The sequence below is a fragment of the Caryophanon latum genome (assembly GCF_001700325.1).
In the GTDB taxonomy this organism is placed as follows: Bacteria; Bacillota; Bacilli; order Bacillales_A; family Planococcaceae; genus Caryophanon; species Caryophanon latum.
Map to the genome: position 1 here is coordinate 1 of NZ_MATO01000040.1, position 20,767 is coordinate 20,767.

Annotated in this window: 14 protein-coding genes; 8 read left to right on the forward strand and 6 right to left on the reverse strand. The window is 43.9% G+C overall.

Going from position 1 to position 20,767, the window contains the following annotated elements; translation table 11 throughout:
• Window positions 1-351: 351 nt before the first annotated feature.
• Window positions 352-2,535 carry a pilus assembly protein PilM gene (gene pilM / locus A6K76_RS10975; protein WP_066465024.1) on the reverse strand — a complete coding sequence of 728 codons (2,184 nt, stop codon included), beginning with the start codon at window positions 2,533-2,535 and terminating at the stop codon, window positions 352-354.
• Between the two features lie 177 nt (window positions 2,536-2,712).
• Here pilM and A6K76_RS10980 point away from each other — a divergent pair, with 177 nt between their 5' ends.
• Window positions 2,713-3,798, forward strand: a complete 1,086-nt coding sequence (locus A6K76_RS10980; protein ID WP_066465025.1) for a bifunctional 3-deoxy-7-phosphoheptulonate synthase/chorismate mutase — start codon at window positions 2,713-2,715, stop codon at window positions 3,796-3,798.
• A gap of 56 nt (window positions 3,799-3,854) precedes the next feature.
• Here A6K76_RS10980 and A6K76_RS10985 read toward each other — a convergent pair whose 3' ends face one another.
• The gene (locus A6K76_RS10985; RefSeq protein WP_066465027.1) at window positions 3,855-5,138 is read right to left on the reverse strand and encodes an S-layer homology domain-containing protein; all 1,284 of its coding nucleotides are present in this window, start codon (window positions 5,136-5,138) and stop codon (window positions 3,855-3,857) included.
• A 686-nt stretch (window positions 5,139-5,824) separates the two neighbouring features.
• Between A6K76_RS10985 and ccpA the strand changes: the two genes are divergently transcribed.
• Window positions 5,825-6,832 carry a catabolite control protein A gene (gene ccpA / locus A6K76_RS10990; protein WP_066465029.1) on the forward strand — a complete coding sequence of 336 codons (1,008 nt, stop codon included), beginning with the start codon at window positions 5,825-5,827 and terminating at the stop codon, window positions 6,830-6,832.
• Window positions 6,833-6,889: 57 nt separating this feature from the next.
• On the opposite strand, the gene A6K76_RS10995 is transcribed toward ccpA, so the two are convergent.
• From A6K76_RS10995 to A6K76_RS11005, 3 genes are all read right to left on the reverse strand, one after another.
• Window positions 6,890-8,047 (reverse strand): acetoin utilization protein AcuC, encoded by a 1,158-nt coding sequence (locus A6K76_RS10995; protein WP_066465031.1) that lies wholly within the window; start codon window positions 8,045-8,047, stop codon window positions 6,890-6,892.
• Window positions 8,047-8,691 carry a CBS and ACT domain-containing protein gene (locus A6K76_RS11000; protein WP_066465033.1) on the reverse strand — a complete coding sequence of 215 codons (645 nt, stop codon included), beginning with the start codon at window positions 8,689-8,691 and terminating at the stop codon, window positions 8,047-8,049. The genes A6K76_RS10995 and A6K76_RS11000 overlap by 1 nt, the downstream gene beginning before the upstream one ends.
• Before the next feature lie 79 nt (window positions 8,692-8,770).
• Window positions 8,771-9,403 (reverse strand): acetoin dehydrogenase, encoded by a 633-nt coding sequence (locus tag A6K76_RS11005; RefSeq protein ID WP_066465034.1) that lies wholly within the window; start codon window positions 9,401-9,403, stop codon window positions 8,771-8,773.
• A gap of 292 nt (window positions 9,404-9,695) precedes the next feature.
• Here A6K76_RS11005 and argC point away from each other — a divergent pair, with 292 nt between their 5' ends.
• The 6 genes from argC to A6K76_RS11035 all read left to right on the forward strand — a co-directional run bounded on the left by argC (window position 9,696) and on the right by A6K76_RS11035 (window position 17,748).
• Complete coding sequence (argC, locus tag A6K76_RS11010) at window positions 9,696-10,730, forward strand: N-acetyl-gamma-glutamyl-phosphate reductase (RefSeq protein ID WP_066465035.1); 1,035 nt, start codon at window positions 9,696-9,698, stop codon at window positions 10,728-10,730.
• Window positions 10,731-10,742: 12 nt separating this feature from the next.
• Window positions 10,743-11,954, forward strand: coding sequence for a bifunctional glutamate N-acetyltransferase/amino-acid acetyltransferase ArgJ (gene argJ, locus A6K76_RS11015; protein ID WP_066465036.1), 1,212 nt, complete (start codon window positions 10,743-10,745; stop codon window positions 11,952-11,954).
• A complete protein-coding gene (gene argB / locus A6K76_RS11020; protein ID WP_066465038.1) occupies window positions 11,917-12,681 on the forward strand; it encodes an acetylglutamate kinase in 765 nt (254 codons plus the stop codon). The genes argJ and argB overlap by 38 nt, the downstream gene beginning before the upstream one ends.
• 4 nt (window positions 12,682-12,685) lie before the next feature.
• Complete coding sequence (locus A6K76_RS11025) at window positions 12,686-13,819, forward strand: acetylornithine transaminase (RefSeq protein ID WP_066465040.1); 1,134 nt, start codon at window positions 12,686-12,688, stop codon at window positions 13,817-13,819.
• A 139-nt stretch (window positions 13,820-13,958) separates the two neighbouring features.
• Window positions 13,959-15,599 (forward strand): glucosaminidase domain-containing protein, encoded by a 1,641-nt coding sequence (locus A6K76_RS11030; protein ID WP_066465042.1) that lies wholly within the window; start codon window positions 13,959-13,961, stop codon window positions 15,597-15,599.
• A 25-nt stretch (window positions 15,600-15,624) separates the two neighbouring features.
• Entirely contained in the window at window positions 15,625-17,748 is a 2,124-nt protein-coding gene (locus A6K76_RS11035) for an Ig-like domain-containing protein (protein WP_066465044.1), read from the forward strand.
• A gap of 54 nt (window positions 17,749-17,802) precedes the next feature.
• Here the strand turns inward: A6K76_RS11035 and A6K76_RS11040 are convergent, their stop codons facing one another.
• Window positions 17,803-20,712 (reverse strand): transglycosylase domain-containing protein, encoded by a 2,910-nt coding sequence (locus A6K76_RS11040; protein ID WP_066465047.1) that lies wholly within the window; start codon window positions 20,710-20,712, stop codon window positions 17,803-17,805.
• Window positions 20,713-20,767: the final 55 nt, after the last annotated feature.

Sequence of the window (20,767 nt, forward strand, 5' to 3'; positions counted from 1 at the left end):
TACAAGCGTGTTGATCAGCCATTCAACTGGCAGTTCGCGTATTGCGGCTCGCTTTCCTGGGGTTCGGCTCAAGCCTCCGCACCGCTCCTACGTCGCGGCTTACGGGGTCTTGAGGCACGAGCTGTTCCCCAAGGAGTCTCACCGCACGCTCCATGCCACTACGACGCTGCATTCATGTCAGTATTTGCTGCTGAAAACAACAGATTCAGCTGTATAAAAGTGGCTAATCAACAGACCTGCCTTCAGAACAAACATCGTGTTCGCCTCCACGCCCGCGAAAAGCGTCCGCCGAAACAAAAGAACGGTACAATATTAAGTTCAATGTATATAGATTGCACTTTATAAGTAGAGTTACGCGTGAACAGGTTGTAATTGAATTTCGAGCACATCGCCGCCGAAGATCGGATCGTCGAAGCTGCACGGTGTATTGTTGCGTAAAATGGTAAACGACCCTTTAAACGCCGTCGGAAGCTGCCACGCAGATACGCGGAATACATCTTGATACACCCATGGACCGCTTTCCTTCGTTACGACTTCGATGCGTGCGCCCTGGCGAATCGGTGCATCAGGTGCAACAGCCTCACCATCAACAAGCATTTCTGCAAGCGTACGTGATAGTGTGCACGTTTCTTTTTGGAACGTTACTGTAATCGAATCAACGAGCGTTAAATTGAGCTGCTGGGCAACCATTGTCGCAGTCGGTAAGCTCGGAATTGTGACTGCTAACACATCACCATTTTGCAGCGGATAATTCGTTTTCACTTTATGCCCATTTAATAGCACTTCGCCAGAAAACATTGGCATTGTCACAGGTTTTCCGTCAATCGCTACGTAAAACGCTTGTAGCTGCTGTAATACACTTTCTTGACCAATCATCGTTAAAAATTGAGCAATCGTATCGACCATCGTAATTTTTAACCCGTCGCCGTTTTCGATTTTCGTGTCGGCTGTTGCAGGCTGACCATTGATCGTTAACGTTGGTTCAACCGTGTATGATTGCTGCTGAAACGTAATGACCTTCGCCGATACATCATCGAGTAAGTCACGCATGTAAACGTTCGCGCGTTCACCTTGCGTACCTTCTGTTAATGTAACAACGTCGTTATGCTTAATAATTGTTTTCAGCGATGCTCGCTCACCATTAATTAATAACGTTGCTGGCTCGCCGACTGTACCTGGAATCGTCATTACTTGTCCGTTTAACGTAATTGTTGTCGGTGGACCTTCTTTGCCATATAGCGTATCAGCTGGCACATTTGCGGCAAGTAGCGCGTCCGACACTGTCATATCGCTCACTTCGAATAGGCGCACGACGCGACCGTTTACTGTAAGCGACATGTAATGAATAGGCGCACGTTTTGCTGCAATTGCGATACCAATTGGCGTCACAAGCTCTGGCGTCATTGGAATCGATTCATCGTACGTCACGTCCTGCAGCGCTTTTAAATCACGCACAGCAACGCGGTTAAGCGGTAAATCTAGCTCAGCTGAAAGCGCCTCTGTAATGCGCGGTGTTAAGCTACCACCACCGATGAGCATAACCGCTTTTGGGGCTGTACCATTTAAGCGTAAAATTTCCTCGCTAATTGATTTAGCTAAATGCGTAATCGCTGGTGCAATCGCTTCGCACACATCGTCAGCGCTATGAATTTCATCAAAGCCTAAAATATCTTGAATGACGATATCTTCACCGAGCGTAATTTTTCGCTTCGCTTCCTCTGCCACGTGGAAGTCGAGTAAATAATGATCGCTCAGCGCCTCTGTAATTTCATCGCCTGCAGTTGGCACCATGCCGTATGCGATGACCGTATTTTTGTCAGTAATCGCAATATCGGACGTTCCCGCACCGATATCGACGAGCGCGACGTTTAATCGACGCATCGACGGCGGAATGAGCACGTTAATCGCTGCAATTGGCTCAAGCGTTAACGCATCCATTTGTAAGTTTGCACGCTTTAATGCAGCTAGTAATGATTCGACAACGACACGCGGTAAAAACGTCGCGATTACTTCTACTTCTGCGACGTCGCCTTGTTGGTCGAGCAGGCTGCCAATTTCATCATCGTCTAAACGGTAATACAACACCGAATAGCCGACGCAGTAATAATGGCTCGCCTTCGCATCGGTGCGATTTGCGACTAGCTGCTGCTGAGCGAGCTGAACGGCTTGCAGCTCTAGGCGGTGAATGTCTTCTTCGGTAAACTGCGACTTGCTTGCAATCGACATTTTAGCAACGGCTTGCTCGGTTTTTAATGCGCGACCGGCTGCTGCAACGCTAACATGTGTTAACGTGCCATGCGTTTTTTCGAGTTCTTCTTTAATTTCTTCAATTAACTGCGCAACGAATAGCACGTTATGGATTTGCCCATCGACCATCGCGCGCTCTTTATGTTCTTTTGCTAATATATCAATGACGTGGAATTGCTCACCGCGTTGCTCTAAAATGATGCCGACGACAGAGCGTGTGCCAATATCGAGTGCGAATAACTTTTCCACAGATGAATGATTTGCGTTTGGTGTGTCAATAGTTGACATACCGGCACTTCCTTTCTATAATAAGATAACAATAGATTACTTTAGTGAGTTGAAGCGCTAAATTAAAAAGCGTGACAATTCAAAAAATATAATGTATAATAAAGTTATATAGAAAAATGTATCATACATTAGCTTGTTAGGAAATGGTTTGATACGGGGAAGAGAGGGAAACGGTATATGAATCAACAAGAATTAGAAGTGTTACGTTCAAAAATTGACGGTTTAAACTTAGAAATTTTACGTTTAATTAATGAGCGTGCCGAAGTGGTAGAACAAATTGGTAAGATTAAAGAGAAACAAGGTGTTAACCGTTATGATCCTCTTCGCGAGCGTCACATGCTTGATTTATTAAAAGAGCATAACAACGGCCCATTAAACCAAATGACAGTAGATTTCATCTTCAAGCAAATTTTCAAAACAGCGCTTAAGCAATTAGAAGCTGAAAAGAAAAAAGAGCTGCTTGTATCACGTAAGAAAAAAGCAGAAGATACAATCGTTAACGTCAATGGTGAGTTAATCGGTAAAGATGGTACATCATTCGTTTACGGTCCGTGTGCAGTTGAGTCTTACGAGCAAGTAGATGCAGTTGCAAAATCAATTAGCGAAAAAGGCTTAAAATTAATTCGCGGTGGTGCTTACAAGCCACGTACTTCTCCATACGACTTCCAAGGTTTAGGCTTAGAAGGCTTAAAAATCTTAAGCGAAGTAGGGAAAAAGCGCGGTTTAGGTGTCGTTACTGAAATCGTAACACCAGGCGACTTAGATGAAGCGTTAGAATACATCGACGTAATCCAAATCGGTGCGCGTAACATGCAAAACTTCGAATTATTAAAAGCAGCAGGTGCAACTGACAAGCCTGTATTATTAAAACGCGGTTTAGCAGCAACAATCGACGAGTTCATTCACGCAGCAGAATACATTATGTCTAAAGGGAATGAAAACATCATCCTTTGTGAGCGCGGTATTCGTACGTACGAAAAAGCGACACGTAACACGTTAGACATTTCAGCTGTGCCAATTTTAAAGCAAGAAACACATTTACCAGTAATGGTAGACGTAACGCATTCAACAGGTCGTCGTGATTTATTATTACCATGTGCAAAAGCTGCAATCGCAATCGGTGCAGACGGCGTAATGGCAGAAGTTCACCCAGACCCATCAGTAGCGTTATCAGATCAACAACAACAAATGGATATTCCAACATTCGACGCATTCCATGATGAATTATTAAAGTTCATGAAGCAATACGACGTAGTAAAATAATCTACTAACAGCGAGCACGACATGGTCAAACATGTTGTGCTCGCTTTTTTCGTGATTTACTGTATGTGACGTTGATCGTAAATTGTTGTGTTGTGATTGATTAGATTATTTGATACCGCAGAAATAGAGTTATTATAAATATATAACGCGTATGTGCCACCATCATAGAAGTTGCCTGTACGCATAACATATTCGTATGATGCTATATATTGATTTACGGAAACACCTACCGAACCAGCAAAACTTTGTGCTTTCACACTAATCGGCATATCTGTATTCGTTTTTTCTAGATATATAGGACCACCACCTTGTACTCTAAATTTACGTTCTTTATGAATTTTCATAGCTCTTTCGTGGTTTTTAGCTTGCTGTTCAGGACTTACATTTAAGCTTCTGACTTGATCCATAATAGTTGAATTGTTTTTTACATAGTTTTTAGGTAAGCCGAGTGTTGGATGCGTCAAATTAACTTGTTTAATAGTCAGTTGGCTTGTATCAGTATTTAGTGTCATAAAACCAGTTTTAATATTTTCAATTGTTGTTTTATACGTAGGATTATGTTTTGAAGTATCGACAAATACATGATTTGAAGGTACATATGAGGCGTAACCAATTTTAATTGGCTCAGAAGTATCATCGAATACAACTGGTTTCATTTCTGGAAGTACCTCAGTTGCGATAGCTAACGCACGATACATGAATAATGTATAATGCGCGCGTGTTAAGGTTTCATTTGGTCTGAATGTACCGTCTTCATATCCAGTTGTAATGCCATTTGTATACAGCTTTTCAACTGCCTTTTCATAATTTGTACCAGCTGTATCAGAAAATGTGTATGTAGCTTTTGTATCAAGGTCGAACACAGTAGCAATAATATTTGCCATTTCGCCGCGTGTTAGTTCCACGTTTAAATTAATATTCCTATCTTTATCTACATTTAGTAAATTACGCTCCATTAAGTATTTAATTGCTGTGTAATATGTGTCAGTTGTCGCTACATCAACAGGAGCGAAAAAAGCAACAGTGGGTTTTGAAATTGTTAATTGTGCATATTGTACAGCACGATACACTAGAGCTGCTGCGTGTTTACGCGTAATTTTACTGTTTGGACGGAATGTGTTATCTTCATAGCCATTAATAATATTTTTCTCACGCATCGTATAAATCTCATTAGCGTATACATGTGTTGCTGAAATATCTTTAAATAATTTTGTAGCTTGAGTAGTTGTAACAGCTTCGTTCGTTTGTGATGCTTGCGCAGGTGGTGTAACGGCTGTTAATCCTAATGAACCGATTAACGCAAAAGTAAGCATCATGTACCGTTTTTGTTTGTTTAACATGAACATTTCTCCTTTTTTAGTGTGGCATATTAACAGTATACATTAATTTGGTAATTTTTGTTTTTTATTGTGAACAGATATGATAAATAATTAGTTTTTAAATTAGGTGTGTTGATTAGTCATTTATATACAGCGAAATCGGCTGTTTTTAGCAACAACTTGGAAATAAATGTGGCATGTTAATGGCTGGAAGCGTGCGGCGAGACTCCTTGGGGAACAGCTCGTGCCTCAAGACCCCGTAAAGCGCGACGTAGGAGCGGTGCGGAGGCTTGAGCCGAGCCCCAGGAAAGCGAGCCGCAATACGCTTCTGGCAATTGATTGGCTAATTAACACGCTTGTTTTTAAGTGTGTATATGCAGATTGGAACTTATAACGAGAAGAGGAGATAGTTGGTGACCTAATGTGATGAACGAAGGCGAAGTGTGTCGCGTCTATATGACAATACTTTTGTAATGAACATCAAGTTGACCACAGTGTAAAGCCCGGATTGACGTAAATAGCAAACAATAACACTGCAACATAAAGCTTCTTTCCTCCTGTTACATTACAAAAAAACAGTAAATGTGTGACAACATACAGAAATAGTTAGGGAAATGCAGTGCTTTTCCACGGCAAAGCATTGAAAATAGTACAGTTTTTGTCGTATGATGAATACAGAGAAAAGAGAGCAAAGGAGTTGAACGTCCTTGACTGTTACAATTTATGATGTTGCGCGTGAAGCGAATGTTTCGATGGCAACTGTATCACGTGTTGTAAACGGCAATCAAAATGTAAAGCCTGCTACACGAAAAAAAGTATTAGAAGTGATTGAACGTTTAGAATATCGTCCAAACGCTGTAGCGCGAGGACTTGCAAGTAAAAAAACGACGACCGTTGGGGTAATCATTCCTGATATCGCCAACAACTTAACGGCGGAGCTAACGCGCGGTGTAGAGGATATCGCAACGATGTATCATTACAACATCATTTTAGCGAACTCGGACCAAAGCGAGGATAAAGAGCTACAGCTACTCGATACGATGCTAGGGAAACAAGTAGACGGCATTGTCATGATGTCAAACGAAGTAACGGATAAAATTAAGTTTGCGCTCGATCATACGTCTGTACCGATTGTGCTTGCCGGGTCAATCGAAAAAACGAATAAAATTCCATCGGTGAACATCGATTATTATGAAGCGGCATATGAGGCGGTCAATCAATTAATCGCGAATGGGCATAAGCGCATTGCGTTCGTGTCGGGCTGTTTAACATATACAGTGAACGGGCATTACAAGCTACGCGCATATGAGCAAGCGCTTTCAGATGCGGGGCTGTCGACGGATTCAAATTTAATTTATGCAGAAGATGACCAATACGACGACGGGTTAGAAGCATGGTCGAAGCTAAGTGTCATCGATAATCCACCGACTGCGTTTTTTGCGGGCAACGATGAAATTGCGATCGGGTTAATTCACGGAGCGCAAGATAGCGGTGTGCGCGTGCCAGAGGACATTGAAGTGATGAGCTTTGAAAACTCGAAGCTTGCGCGTATGGTACGCCCTCAGCTTACAAGTGTTGTGCTGCCGCTTTATGATATCGGTGCTGTGGCGATGCGTCTACTTACAAAGCTCATGAATAAAGAGCAAGTAGAAGATGTGAACGTCATTTTACCGCACCGCATTGAGCAGCGTGAATCGGTGAAAGTCGGGAAGTAATGTACAAATAAAGGGTGTGCGATTAGTCGAACTGGACTGTCGCACACCCTTTTTTCGTTATACGTTATTTTTATGAATAATATGCAGCGCTTTTTTCATCATTTGTGCATTTTTTTCTTGAATTTCAGCTGTTCGTGGAATCGGCTCATATAAATTCGGTGGATCGTCCCACGTCGGTACAAGCTGCACAGGTGCTTCTTGTTGATATTTTTCAAGCCACTCATCCGAAATGTTTCCAGTCGGATACGGAATGTCATTCATTGCAAGCCATACGTAGCTCCAAGCGCGCGGTACGACACGCCAAATGTCGTAGCCGCCGCCGCCAACGCCAATCCATTTACCGCCGCAATATTCATTCGCGAGCTCACGCGCAAGCTTCGGAATGTATTGATAAATATTCATTGTACCGTATAAGTGTGTAAGTGGATCGAAGTAATGAGCATCAGCGCCATTTTGTGTAATGACAACGTCTGGCTTGAAAAATTCAAAAATGTCGCGCATCGATTGCTCGTAAATTTCAAGGAACGATTCGTCCTCGGTGAACGCATCAATCGGAAAGTTAAACGACGTGCCGTAGCCTTCACCGTTGCCACGCTCGGTCACTGCGCCTGTACCAGGGAATAAGTAGCGACCTGTTTCGTGAATCGACAATGTACAGACGTTCGGGTCGTCATAAAAGCCCCATTGTACACCGTCTCCGTGATGCGCGTCTGTATCGACGTATAGCACGCGCGCATTATATTTTTTTTGTAAATATTTAATGGCGACGTTGCTATCGTTGTAAATACAAAAGCCTGATGCGCGACCGCGGAAGCCGTGGTGCAAGCCGCCCGCTAAGTTAAGCGCATGTTTGGACTTGCCTTCCATGACGCAGTCGACAGCGGTCAATGTACCACCGACAAGCAGTGCGCTCGCCTCGTGCATGTTTTCGAATACGGGCGTATCTTCTGTGCCGATGCCGTAGTTTTCACATTGTGCAGGGGATAGCTGACCGTGCCCTGCTTTTTTGACGATATCGATATACGCAGCGTCGTGAGCAAGCAGTAATTCCTCATCTGTCGCCATGCGGGCTGGAATAATATCGTCATCGTGTAATGCACCAATTGATTTCAGTAAATCGATCGTCAACGTTAAACGCTTATGGTTAAACGGATGATCGTCTGAAAATTTATATCCGAGTTGTTCTGGTGAATACACGAAGTACGCGTTACGCATTACACAATACCTGGAACGTTTGGCCAAAGTACGTCAAAGTTACTTTCGCGCAGTTCCGTAATAATTGGTAATGGGTTGATCATTTGCACTCGGATAGACAAAATTTTCGCGGTATCGTCCGTTTGGTCAGGATAAACGAGTACGCTTAACACGTTCGCTTTATGCGCTGCGATGATCGCTGTCACGTCGTTTAATACACCTGGTACGTCCTTTACGCGAATTTCAATTTTCGAGCCAGGCTCATTAGCACCAGTCATTTCAATGTACACGTCGAGCAACTCGTTCGTCGTTACTGTACCGACAAGCTTGCCACCTGATAAAATTGGCAAGTAGCCGATGCGTGCCTCGTAAAAAATAAGCGCAATTTCCTCGACGAAATCAAGTGGGTGAGCAGTAATGGGCTCTGAAATAAGCACCGTCGTAAGCGGCTCATGATATACCGGTGAATTTGGTACGTTTGATAAATAAGAAGGAAGTGCTTCTTTAATGTCGCGCTCTGTCACAATGCCTAAAAATTCCCCTTGTTGATCGACGACGTTTAAATGACGTACCCCTTTATGACGCATAACTTCGCGTGCTTCTGTAATCGTTAACGTCGGCGGTACTGTTACTAAATCTGTTTTCATAATTTGTTCTACAATCATCATATACACCCCTTTAAAAATATGAACGTTCGTTGCTTCAGTTGAGCAACAAACGATCTCCCAATCCCGAATGTCGTAATTAGAAGTTAAATCGACTTCTAAAGCGCAGGCGATCGAAGCGCTCCATCGTTTCTGGTTTCACATGTTTGCCAATACGCGCCATTAAACAGTTCGCCGGATGGCTGCTAATTTCAGGGTCGTCTGTTGCGAACTCCTCAAAGTTAGCTGTTTTCATCATGCGATCCATCATTTTGCGGTATTCCCATACAGTGCGGTTCGTTCCTTTTAAATCCCAATGCCAATAATATTCATTTGTAATAACTAAGTATTGCTCCATTGCTTCGTCTTGGAACGAGATGTCGAGTAAAGCACGTCCAAGCCCCATGCCACGCGTTTCATTGACAACTTCGATTGCCCCTAATTCAATCATGTTTTCAATGCGGTCTTGTGCCCAGCGTTCCATCGGGTCTGGATATAAATATGTAACGTAGCCGAGCACTAACAGGTCATGTCTTGCAACGATAATGCGACCTTCTGGCAAGTCAGCAATGCCGACCAATGCTTTGTGCTGCTGCTCTGGCTGGCGAAACGCTTTAAGCCCTTCGTGAAACGTGTAACGAGCAAGCTGTTCGCCGGTGACCGGTCCTTCGACGATGACTTCGCCGATGGATGTTTGCAATGTTTTTGAGTGATACGTTTTAATGTGCTCCATTTTTACCTCCATTACTTAGATTATAGGTAACATTATACAGTATATTATTGTATGAAAGAGCAATTTATTGCGTGAATATTTTCGTTTTTTAGCAATTGTGAAGAAGTTATGGACAACTTTACGTCATAACGACAAGATTTCCCGTGAAATTGAATGTTTTTTCTAAAAATTTAACAAACAAATAAAAATTCAATTGACTTAATAAATATACATGTATATAATTTCTCTATTATCGAAATAATTAGACGGTTTAAAATATATAAATAGAGCGATTTTAATGGAGGTTTTATAGATGAAAGTAGGTATTATCGGGGCAACAGGTTATGGAGGTTTAGAGCTAATTCGCTTTTTACATCAGCATAAGGAAGTGGAGTCGTTACAGCTGTTTTCTTCATCTGAAGCAGGCGAATCCTTCTCAGCAAAATATCCTCATTTAGAAGGCTTATACGACGCGCCAATGGAAGCGATTGATGAAGCCGCGATTACGAAGCTTGACGTCGTGTTTGCATCAACGCCAGCTGGAGTGACGAGCAAGCTATTACCATCACTCGTGAATAAAGGGACGAAGCTAATCGACTTATCAGGAGACTTCCGTTTGCAAGACCGCGCGCTTTATGAAGAGTGGTACGGCAAGGAAGCAGCACCAGCGGACACGCTTTCACAAAGTGTATACGGCTTAACAGAATGGAATGCAGATGCAGTAAAAGACGCAGCACTTGTCGCAAATCCAGGTTGCTATCCAACAGCTGTACTTCTTTCATTATTACCGCTTATTAAACATCGCTTAATCGACCCGAGCTTTTTAGTAATTGACGCAAAAAGTGGTGTATCAGGAGCAGGGAACAAGCCGTCACAAGGCACGCACTTTAGCGAAACGAATGAAAACTTCTCAATTTATAAAGTAAACAAGCACCAGCACATTCCAGAAATTGAACAAGCGATTTCGATGTTTGCTGGAGCGGACGTATCGATTACGTTTAACACGCATTTAGTGCCGATGACGCGCGGTATTTTAGCGACGAGCTATGCGCAAGTAATGCCAGGTGTCACGCAAGCACAGCTTGTCGCATGCTTACACGAAACGTACGCGAATGATCCGTTCGTGCGCGTCGTAACAGAAGCGGGCGCAATCGGCACAAACCGCGTAAAAGGCTCGAACTTCTGTGACGTGTTCGTGCAGTTAGACGAGCGTACAGGGCGCGCAACGATTGTCGGCGTCATCGACAACTTAGTAAAAGGCGCAGCAGGACAAGCAATTCAAAATATGAACGTACAATGTGGCTTTGCACAAACAACAGGATTACATGTTGTGCCACTATTTATTTAAGGGGGAAACATCATGACAGTTAAAAAAATCGTAGGCACAAACATCACTTCACCAAAAGGCTTTAAAGCAGCAGGGATGCATTGTGGTATTAAGCATAAGAAAAAGGATTTAGCATTACTTGTAAGTGACGTGCCAGCAGCAGTAGCAGGTGTGTTTACAACGAACGCTGTACAAGCAGCACCGCTGAAAGTAACGAAGGAAGTTGTATACAACACGAAAAAAATGCAAGCAGTTATCGTCAACTCAGGTAACGCGAACGCTTGCACAGGGAAGCAAGGATTACTTGATGCGCAAGCGATGCAGCAGCTAGCAGCAGAGCGTTTAAACATCGACCCATCATTAGTTGGTGTCGCATCAACTGGTGTTATCGGTGAAATTATGAAGCTTGCGCCAATCGTTCAAGGGTTACCGAAAATGGAGCCAAAGCAAGATTTAGAATCAGCAATCGACTTTGCACAGGCGATTTTAACGACAGATACAGTAATGAAAAACACGCAGTACAGCACGGAAATTGACGGCAAGGAAGTGATCATTGCTGGTACAGCGAAAGGTTCAGGTATGATTGAGCCGAACATGGCAACGATGCTTGGCTTCATTACGACGGACGCAAACATCGAATCAGAGCATTTACAAGCAGCACTTTCACACATTACAGACATTACGTTTAACTCAATTACAGTAGATGGTGATACGTCTACGAACGATACAGTGCTTGTCATGGCAAACGGCTTAGCAGGGAATGAATCGTTAACGCCAGTGCATCCGGAATGGTCAAAATTCACGGAAGCACTTCACTTAGTAGCACAAGATTTAGCAAAAGCGATCGCAAAAGACGGCGAGGGCGCAACGAAGCTAATCGAAGTGGAAGTAACAGGTGCTGAAAACGACGTAGAAGCGCGTAAAATTGCGAAAACAGTTGTCGGCTCACCACTTGTAAAAACAGCAGTATTTGGCTGTGACGCTAACTGGGGACGCATTATCGCAGCAGTTGGTTATTCAGGCGCGAAAGTAAACGTAGAAGCGATCACAATTCAAATTGGCGGCACGACGATGGTTGAAAACGGCGAGCCGATTCCATTCTCAGAAGAAAAATTAATTCAAATTTTAAAGCAGCATGAAGTGAAAATTGATGTATCAGTCGGTGTCGGCGAAGGGCACGGACATGCATGGGGGTGCGATTTAACGTATGACTACGTACAAATCAACGCAAGTTACCGCTCGTAAGCGAATCGTCATTAAGCTAGGCGGTTCAACGTTAGAGCAGTTAAACGAGCAATTTTTCAAAAACTTTAAAGCGTTGCAGACAGATTATGATTTAGTCATTACACACGGCGGCGGTCCAGCAATTAACCGCGCGCTAAAGAAGGCGAACATCGAATCGACGACAGTAAACGGATTACGTGTGACGACAGACGAGATGATTGATATTGTGCAAACGACGCTAATCGGCGAAGTAAATCCGTATTTAGTAAGCCAACTAACGCGCGCAGGCATTCAAGCAATTGGCTTAAACGGCTTTGACGCGAAGCTACTAACGTGCACGCATTTAGACGAAGCGGTATACGGTCACGTTGGCGAAGTGCAAACGATTGCACATGAGGCGATTGAGCAATTATTACAAGCAGGGTTCGTACCAGTAATCGCATGCATCGGTGCAACGGATAACGGACAGGCGCTTAACATTAACGGCGATACAGTTGCAAGTGAAGTGGCGCTAGCGATACAAGCGGAGAGCTTACTGCTTGTTACGGACGTATCAGGCATTCGCATTGAAGATACGTGGCAAACAGAAGCGACGAAAAAGCAAATTGATACGTGGATTGCAGAAGGACACATTTACGGCGGCATGATTCCGAAAGTACAAGGTGCACTTGACTGTTTAGCAGCAGGCATTCCGACTGTACAAATTGTAAATGACCAGCTGACAGGCACGACGATCGTAGGAGGGTAACAGCATGGGCGCATTATTTGGCAACTATGCAAGACGTCCAATTGCACTCGTAAAGGGGCAAGGAACGTACGCATGGGACGAGGCAGGAAAAAAATATATCGACTTCACATCGGGCATTGCGGTGCTTAGTTTAGGGCACGCACACCCAGCAATCGTGGACGCAATTACGAAGCAGGCGAATGAAATTTGGCATACGTCAAACTTATTTGCAAGTCCGTCACAAGAAAAGCTTGCGCAAACGCTCGTACAAGGCACGCATTTAGCGCATGCTTTCTTCTGTAACTCAGGTGCAGAGGCGAACGAAGCGGCAATTAAAATGGCGCGCAAGCATACAGGCAAGCATCATATTATTACGTTTGAAAAATCATTTCACGGGCGCACGTTCGGGGCAATGTCAGCAACGGGGCAAGAAAAAGTACAAGCAGGCTTCGGTCCGCTCGTATCACAGTTTACGCATTTACCGTTTAACGACGTTGCAGCATTACGAGCAGCAGCGGACGATTCAGTAGCAGCGATCATGCTAGAAGTTATTCAAGGTGAAGGCGGCTTAGCACAAGTAACACCTGAATTCGCGCAGGCGATTATGGACATTTGTAATGAAAAAGGCATTTTATTAATCGTTGACGAAGTGCAAACAGGTATCGGCCGTACAGGTACGCGCTATGCATTTGAGCAAACGGTGTTAAAGCCGCATTTAGTGTCGCTTGCAAAAGGGTTAGGCGGCGGTTTCCCAATCGGCGGCTTACTCGGTGTCGCTGAAATTTACGACACGTTTAGCGCAGGTTCACACGGCACGACGTTTGGTGGCAATCCACTCGGTGTTGCAGTTGCGCAAACTGTACTCGATCACGTGTTTGACGAAAGCTTTTTAGCGCAAGTAAAAGAGCGTGGTGCATACTTACAACAAAAGCTAGCGGATGCATTAACAGGCGACAAGTTTAGCATTTTAGGACAAGGACTAATGGTCGGCATTTATTTAGGCGGTGAGGACGTATCACCGTACGTTGCGAAGCTTGAGGAAGCGGGTGTGTTAATGGTGCAAGCAGGACCACACGTGTTGCGCGTATTGCCACCACTAAACGTAACGAACGAAGAAATTGATGAGGCAGTCGCAATTATTGCGAGCGTGCTTCAATAATAACAGCAGGAACTTGATGACGTGTTCATCGAGTTCTTGTTATTTTTTTTACAATTATTACGAAATCATTACGTTCGTGTTTTCGATGAACATTTCGAATAAATTTACGTTACTATATGTAGTAGAAAGGAAGTGACATATGCGTACATTACATTGGCTAACGTTATGTCTCGTTTTACTGCTTGCTGGCTGTACGACAAATGAGCAGCAAGAAGCGGTGGAAAAAGAGGAGGGCATAACGAAAATAAAGCCAGATGAAACAATTACAATACCGTTTCATACACCGATCGATGCGACATCGATTACAGACGAGCGGGTGAGGCTTGTACATGAATCAGGCGAAGCAGTTGAGCGCATTATCACATTAAGCGACGATCGCCTCGAGCTACACATCTCACCGCCAGAGCAAGGATTTCCAGTAGGGCATTACACATTAACAATTACATCGAACGTGCTGACGATAGGTGGGCAGCCACTTGTCGCATCGGATTACGAAAAAAAATATAATGTACCGATGCGCTATCGCGTAGAACAGTTAGTTGATGGTAAAATAGAAATAATTGGGATGTTTATGTCGCGTGAAGAAGCAGATGCTGTTATGACAGATGAGACGGTGCTGTTTGATTATGATGAAGCGATTGTCATTCCGGATGGGCAAGGGCTCGTCATCACGACGGATCAAGGCATTACAAAACTTTATTACGATAAGGCTTTGACCGACGCTGCGACATATGTAGCGGGTAGCTCTGAGCTACGATTGCTCGAGAAAACAGCGTCGTACATAAAAGTACTTGCGGCAAATGAAGTGTTTTACATGGAGCCAGACGACGTGACGTACGTGCCGTTTTATATGGAGCGCACGCATTACACAGTCGAGGACGGGCAATTAGTGTTTCACGTACGCCATTATCGTTACGATCATACGTCGTCATTTGCGGTAAGTGATGCGCCGTCGTTTTTAAAAGAAGGTAAGCGCTACTACAGCAATGATGGGCATACGTTTTACGATGAGGAAGGTGAGCGTGTAGGCAATGAGCCAACGTACTTCCAGTTTTTATCGATGCGTTCTACGACGTCTTACAGCGCTAAGCAGCTCGATAAGTACATTGTTGAAATGCTAGAGGAACGACAGCAACAAGGCGGTAAATATGCTAATGCTGCGACGAAATCAAAGCTGCTCGGCTTAGGTACGGTGTTAAAGAAAGTCGAGCAGGAGCTACATGTGAACGCATTGCTTATTTTAGCGCTCGCGCAACATGAAAGCGACTACGGCATGAGCAACCATGCACAAACGTACAACAATTTATTCGGCTTGTACGTGTTTGATGAAAATCCAGCGAACAAAACATTTTCATCGATTGAAGGAAATGTGTTAGAGTTAGCAGGACAATTTTTAAACAAAAACTACATTCCACCAGGTGCTGGATATGCGCACGGTGCGTATTTTGGCAACAAAGTGCAAGGTGTGAACGTGCGCTATGCATCGGACCAATTTTGGGGTGCGAAGGCGGCCGGGCATGCGTACCGAATTGATCGCGCGCTCGGTGGAAAAGATTTTGAGCGCTACGATATTGCGCGAGTCAACGATGATATTTTAGAGCAAAGCAATCGTCTCGACGTATACGCGCAAAAAAACGATGAACAAGTCATTTACACAATTGATGCAGCACACGGACAATTCGTCACAGCACACAAATCAGCGTCCGGTAGCTGGAGAGCGATTATTTCCGATTCCGGACGCTATGACGAAGGCTACGTGCGCAAATCAGTAATCGATTAACAGACGATATTGGAGGTTAAACATTTTGAAAAAAGTACAAGCAATGATCATTTTCTGTGCTATGTTGCTTGCGATTATCATGCCACATAGAGCGTCTGCGGATGTACCGTATACGTTAAAAATGTCGAGCGACTATACATGGACTGTGACGTTCTCTGAAAATGTAAAATCAAGCGTTATTAATCGCTCAAACATTTACATTGGTGATGAAAATGGCAAGAAGTTAAGCGGCTATACGTATAGCTTCGTAACAATAAAAGGGAAGGTCGTAACGGTAAAGCCACCAAAAGCAGGCTATGAGGAAGGCAAAACATACACGTTAGTCATTACAAACAGACTCGTAAAAACATCGGGCGAATCATTTAACGTCAATGTAGCAGAGAAGTTTTTAACTGGACCAGCTGCAACTAAGCCTACAGATAAGCCTACAGATAAGCCTGCAGTAACAGCACCGACGCCACAACCGACTGAGAAGCCGAGCATTACGAGCGATGCTTATACAGCGAAGCTTAACGATGACAACACATGGACGCTTCAGCTAAACGAGGCACCGAAGAAAACGGTCATTAACCGTTCGAATTTTTACATCGCCGATCAAAACGGTAAAAAGTTAAGTGGTTATACGTTTAGCCGTGTAACCGTTTCAGGTAAAACGGTTACGTTACAGCCACCGTTAAGCGGTTATGAGGACGGTAAAACGTATCAATTAGTTATGACAGAGCGCGCTGAAACATCGACTGGCAATCGCTACGGCTTTAACATTGCACAGTCATTTACAATTGGTGAAGCCGCAGTGGAAGAAACGCCAAAACCAACACCAGCCCCACCTGTTGTAGAGCAACCAAAGCCAGAGCAACCGAAGCCGACAATACCAGCACCGACGTCGAATTATAGCGTCGTGAACATTTTAAGTAACGGTAGCTACAAAGTGCATTCAACATACTCAACATTTGCAGAGGCGAAAAAGCGTGTAGGTAACAACCAAGGTATTGTGAAAAACGGTCAGCTCGTTGCGATGAAAAGTGGCTTCATTCAAACGAAAGCAGCAAACGGCAACGTATTAACGCGCGTATTCAATGACGCGAACTTAACGAGTGAGCGCACATATTTACCGGCGAACTCTGAAATTGCGTACGTTGATGCGACAGAGCGTTCAATTAAAGTAAATGTTGCTGGGCAAGAAGGTTACATTGCGCATGATAACGCTGTGTTAAAGCCATTTAACGCTTACTTTACGCGCAACTACTATGCGAACGTAAACGGCGAGCTAGCACATTACATTTACGCACCATCAAAAAATAGCTACGATTCATACACAATTAGCGCAGCGCCAAAATTCATGGTGCGCGGTGTGAAGTATTACAGCTTAGACGGTGCAACATTTACTGATGCGACAGGTAAAGTGATCGGCACAAGCTATCCGTACTACCAAGTTGCATCTGTGCGCTCACAAACGAAATTTACAGCAGCACAAATCGACCGCTACATTCAAGAAATTTTAAAAACACGCGGTTCGTCGGCAGTGCAAAAAAGTAAAATTAAAAACTTAGGTGCAACACTTATTGCATTACAAAACAAATACAATATTAACGCACTGGCCATTCTGTCAATGGCGCAGCATGAAAGTGCGTACGGCATGAGTGACCACGCGTTGAAGCATAACAACTTATTCGGCTTAAACGTAACAGATAACGGCAACCCAGCCGACACATATCCATCAGTGGCAAACAACATTGAAACGTTAGTTATTCAATATTTAGAGAAGAAATATTTACCGCCAACAGCTTGGTTCCCAAACGGTACAGTATTTGGGAATAAAGATTACGGCATGAATGTAAAGTATGCATCGGATCCATATTGGGGCTCAAAAATTGCTGGGCATTACTACCGCATGATGAAGATGATGGCAACGCTTGGCTACGGTCAAGATAAGCGTTACCAAGTTGCACGATTAAAGGACAACACTGTACAAACGTATCGATATTCAGGATTAACGCAAGCTGCATTTACGTATAACGGCAATGCAAAAGGAAAGTTCGTATTAATTTTAGAAGAGGGTGCGAACTTCTACAAAATTTCATCTGACACAAGCGCGTACAAAGCAGTATACGTACGTAAAAACGTGCTAGAAAAAGTAGCGACACATTAAACATGAAAAAGGCTATGCTTGTCATGAACTGACGAGCATAGCCTTTTCGTTTGTTTATGGAGTGCCGCTTTCTGATTCACCTTCAGCAGCAGATGGTGTAGCAGTCTCTTCAGCAGGTTGCTCTGCTTGAGGTGTAACAGGCGTTGCTGGTGCATTGCCTCCCTCGTTTGAAGAAGAGCCCTCGCTTGTTGAGCCACTGTTGCCACTACTATTCGTTGAAGGTTTTGGTTTTGGTGGAGGCGGTGCGCTGTATGATACGACATTAGACGCACGCGATTCACGTCCTGCAATATCAACAGCTGTTACGTAATACGAACCGTAGCCGACCGTGCGAGAACGGCGGCTGCCTTCTGAAATCGTACCGATACGTCCGCCACCTTGTTTGTAAATGTAATATCCAACTACGTCACGAGAAGAAGATGCTGACCAAGAGATTGTCGAACCATTTACGGCTGCACTGGGTGCGGCAGGGGCCACCCCATCATCTCGCATAGAGCGGACAGCTCCACCTCCGTACGACGCGTGAGAAATTAATTTCGATGGATCGCCACCGAGTGAACCGAGCATACGTTTTGCAAAGCTCGGGCTTAATGCAATACCACCATTTGTAATGAATGCAGATGGTGTGCCTTTAAGCGGTGTATATTTTTGACCGCCAATTGTTACGGCGCTAGATGACACGATACTGTCGTCCACTTTTGTCGGAACGAACACCGCTTTGTTAAATAAGTCCGTTACGCCAAAGCCTGCTGCAGAACAAGTGCTTGATAAAAGACGTCCTGAAATGCCACAGAATGATTGTGCGACAACGTTTGCTGGTTTTTCCATTTTCGTGTTTGGACTTACTAAATCAGGGTTCGTTGCATAAACCGTATTCATTAGCTTCGCCCATAATGCGTTAACGCGCGCACTCGGCTCACCGTACGTGTTGACCATCGTGTTTAGCGGCTTTGGAATTCCGTAGCCTAACCAAGCGCTTAACGTAATGTTTGGGTTATAGCCCATTAACCATACGTCATGGAATGTTTGTGATGTACCTGTTTTTGCGGATACGTGCTCACGGCTGAATCGTAGCTGACTACCAGCCTTCGCTCCGGTATGTCCTTGATCGAGCGTATCTTTTAACATATCTGATACGATATACGCTGTTTCTGGCTTATAAATTTGTGTCGGTTCTACTTTATGTTCGAACACGATATTGCCGTCTAAGTCGACAATTTTTTCAATCATGTAACCTCGGTTGTATTGTCCACCGTTTGCAAGTGAAGCATACGCCGCTGTATTTTCCTCAACCGTCATTTCAATACCGCCACCAAGTGCAGCAGATAAGTGGATTAAGTTATTTTCATTAATGCGGCTGAAGTTCATTTTTTCAATGTATTCTTGCGGTTTGTGATCTGTTAGCGTCATATTGTATAAACGAAGCGCTGCTAAGTTTTGCGATAACGCTAACGCTTTACGTGCTGGAATTAGCCCAAGCTCCTGCGTCGGAATGAAGTTTTCCGGTGCATAGCCATCGCTTTTTCGTTTAAATTTTACATCGACTACAGGACTACCCGCGCCGATAAAGCCTAAATCAATTGCCGGTGCGTATACGAGCAATGGCTTCATCGTCGAACCATTCGAACGATAGCCTTGTGTTGCATAGTTCAATTCATCTGCTGCGAAATCACGTCCACCGACGAACGCAATAACGCGACCTGTTTTGTTGTCCATTAATACAGAAGCAACTTGTACAGGCTCCTTCACTTCAATCGTTTCACCTGTTTCAGGGTCCGTTTTCGTTGATGTCATCGTTTGACCGTACGAATTAAATTCAGCTGCTGCTTTATTTAATGCATCGTACATCGTTTTGTCGATCGTTGTGTAAATACGGTAACCGCTTGAACGCATGTCGCGATCTGCTAAAATGCTGTACTTTTCATATAGCTTCGCATTTTGTTCAAGCTCAAGCTCCGTTACACCATCTTTTGCAGCGAGCTGCTTCGTCAAAATTTCAACGGTACGGCGCTCTGCCTCATACGTAATGTACGGGTATAGCTCTGTGCCGGACGTTTGCTTCGCGCGGAAGTCAGCTTTCAAGTCATACGCTACCGCTTCATCGTACTGTGCTTGCGTAATAAAGCCTTCTTCCTTCATACGGAACAGTACTGTTTTCATACGGTTAAAGCCTGGCTCTAGCCCTTCAGCACTTTTTACTTCACCGCGCTGTGTAAACGGTGTGTATGCAAAAGGCGCTTGTGGAATACCGGCGATGTATGCAGCTTGTGGTAAGTTTAATTTGTCTGGCGTTGTGCCAAAAATCCCTTCTGCTGCTGTAGCAATCCCTGCGATGTTACGACCTTCTGCATTACGTCCATAAGGAATAATGTTTAAATAGGCTTCTAAAATTTCTTCCTTCGTCATGAAATGCTCTAGACGCATCGCAAGAAGAATTTCTTTTGCTTTACGCTCATATGAAACTTCATTCGTTAAAATTTGGTTTTTAATAAGCTGCTGCGTAAGTGTTGACCCGCCCGTTTGTGTCGCCGAGTTTGAAAGATCTTGCACAATTCCTCGGAGAACAGCTTTCGGTACGATTCCGTTATGCTCACGGAAATATTCATCTTCTGTCGCAAATACGGCATTAATGACGTTTGGTGAGACGTTCGTTAATGACGTTTCACGACGTTCTAAATCAGTACGTACTTTGCCAATGTAAATATCGTTCGCAAAGTAAATTTCACTTGTTTCTTCATAGCTGAAAATATCTTCGCGCATTTCTTCACTTGAGCGAAGTGGCTCCTCCCGAACGAGCGCAGCAAAATAACCTGCGCCGACTGAGCCGACGAATACAGTAAATATGACAGCAAGTGTGCAAAACAGCAAAGCTAAGTTCCACAATACGCCACCTGTAATACGAAGTTTAGGAATCCATTTATGTTCAGCTATGCGATCTAAAAAGTCATTTATGTTTTTTAACATCGCTGTGATTAACCCCCCTAAAATTCCAATCTATTATAACATATATTAATTGCAG